At 31.6% G+C, this 1,599-nt stretch carries 2 protein-coding genes; both read right to left on the bottom strand.

Translation table 11 applies throughout. The annotated features are described in order from the left end of the window. Positions 1–756 (bottom strand): ketopantoate reductase family protein (locus ACT8VG_RS11030; protein WP_444195911.1); only part of this gene is annotated, 756 nt, incomplete at its 3' end. A gap of 156 nt (positions 757–912) precedes the next feature. After that, positions 913–1,452: a flavodoxin family protein gene (locus ACT8VG_RS11025; RefSeq protein WP_187012895.1), complete on the bottom strand. Its 540-nt coding sequence runs from the start codon at positions 1,450–1,452 to the stop codon at positions 913–915. Between the last annotated feature and the right edge of the window lie 147 nt (positions 1,453–1,599).

Raw genomic sequence — 1,599 nt, 5'->3', positions numbered from 1 at the left:
AATATATGTAAGTATTGGTATTGGTAAAATTCTAAAGATATGCATTTTATAAGGTGATAATGTATGAAGTTTTTCATATAAAATCTTGAAATTATATTTAAGCTCTTTCGCTGTATTTTTCATCACAAGTTTATCTTGACCTACGGATTCAGGATATTCTGTTTGATAATAAGCATCTGCAAGAGGTACAACCATCCCAAGATGACATAACTGCCATATATGCATATCATTGACCTGTTGAAAAGGTATGCGTGCATGTTTAAATATTTGTATGAGCTGCTGTGTCCTGTTTGTCTTTTTTCCTGTTATTTCAGAAAAAGTAGTCGGCTGTATAAGTCTTGGAGTAAGTGATGCATCAAGTATATCATTTGTGATACTGCCTCCAGCTCCCGGAAAAGCTGGCAATATTCTTCCTTTTCCTACAATGCTTTCCCATTTTTCATAAGTATCTATTGAGTTAACCATTGTGATAATGTTTTTACTTTTGTTGGATTTCAATTCTTTCAGTGCCTGATATAATTGATTTTCTCTAACAGTTAAAAAAATAAAATCATATATATCATTATCTTGTAAGTAATCAATGACCTTGATATCTACTTTTTTGATTATATTATTTTTCTTATAAAGGAGTCCTTGATTTTGAAGGGCTTCAAGTCTATGTCCTCTTGCATAAATAGTTGTATCATACCCTGCTTCTTTCAACAAAACTGCATATAATGAACCAATAACCCCTGCACCATATATAAGTATTCTCATGATATTACCTCTTTGTTAGTTTGTACTAACTTATAGATTTAGTATATCACTATGAAATAGATACCACAATTAATATATTAGTTATAACTAACAAAAAAACATGAACATCATGTGTTCATGCTTATGATTCACCATCTAATTGTCTTAATGTCTGTCTTATACATGAGAACCTAGATTGTAGGCTTCTTTAAGTTTAGTATTACTAAATATATCTCCACCACTAGATACACCACCACAAAGTACAGTGCCTTTAATAGATGTCTTTTCAAAACAATCAATCCAGCCACTAAGTCCAGTAATAGCTTTTTCAAAGACTTCATCTCCTTCTTCTGCAGCTGTCGCAAGAAGATATACATCTCTAAACTTATAGTCTTTAGAATACATTGGGTTGAGACGATCAATCAATGTTTTCATTTGTCCACTCATTTCATAATAGTAGATAGGTGTAGCCCATACAACAACATCTGCTTTAAGTACACTATTCATGATATCTGCTACATCATCTTTTATGACACAATGTCCTGTTTTCTGGCATGCGAGACATCCAATACAGAAACGAATATCTTTATTTTTAAGTGATATATACTCTACCTCATTTCCTGTATCTCTTGCCCCTTCTACAAAGCTTTTCGCAAGTAATTCTGAATTACTACTACTTCTTAGACTTGTTGATAATACAACGACTTTTTTACTCATAATATCCTTTCCTTTCCTATAAAGATATTCTAAAGTGTAAAGTTTACTTCATAGCAAGAAAATTATTACTTCTTTTGTAATGTTTTACCTAGTAGTGATCCTAGAACTGCGATCATAGAATAGACTATAATATAGCTGCAAGCTAAA

Source organism: Catenibacterium sp. (genome assembly GCF_052354645.1).
Classification (GTDB): domain Bacteria; phylum Bacillota_I; class Bacilli_A; order Erysipelotrichales; family Coprobacillaceae; genus Catenibacterium; species Catenibacterium mitsuoka_A.
The sequence above is the reverse complement of the archived record's forward strand: the minus strand, read 5'-3'. Positions and strand labels throughout refer to the sequence as shown.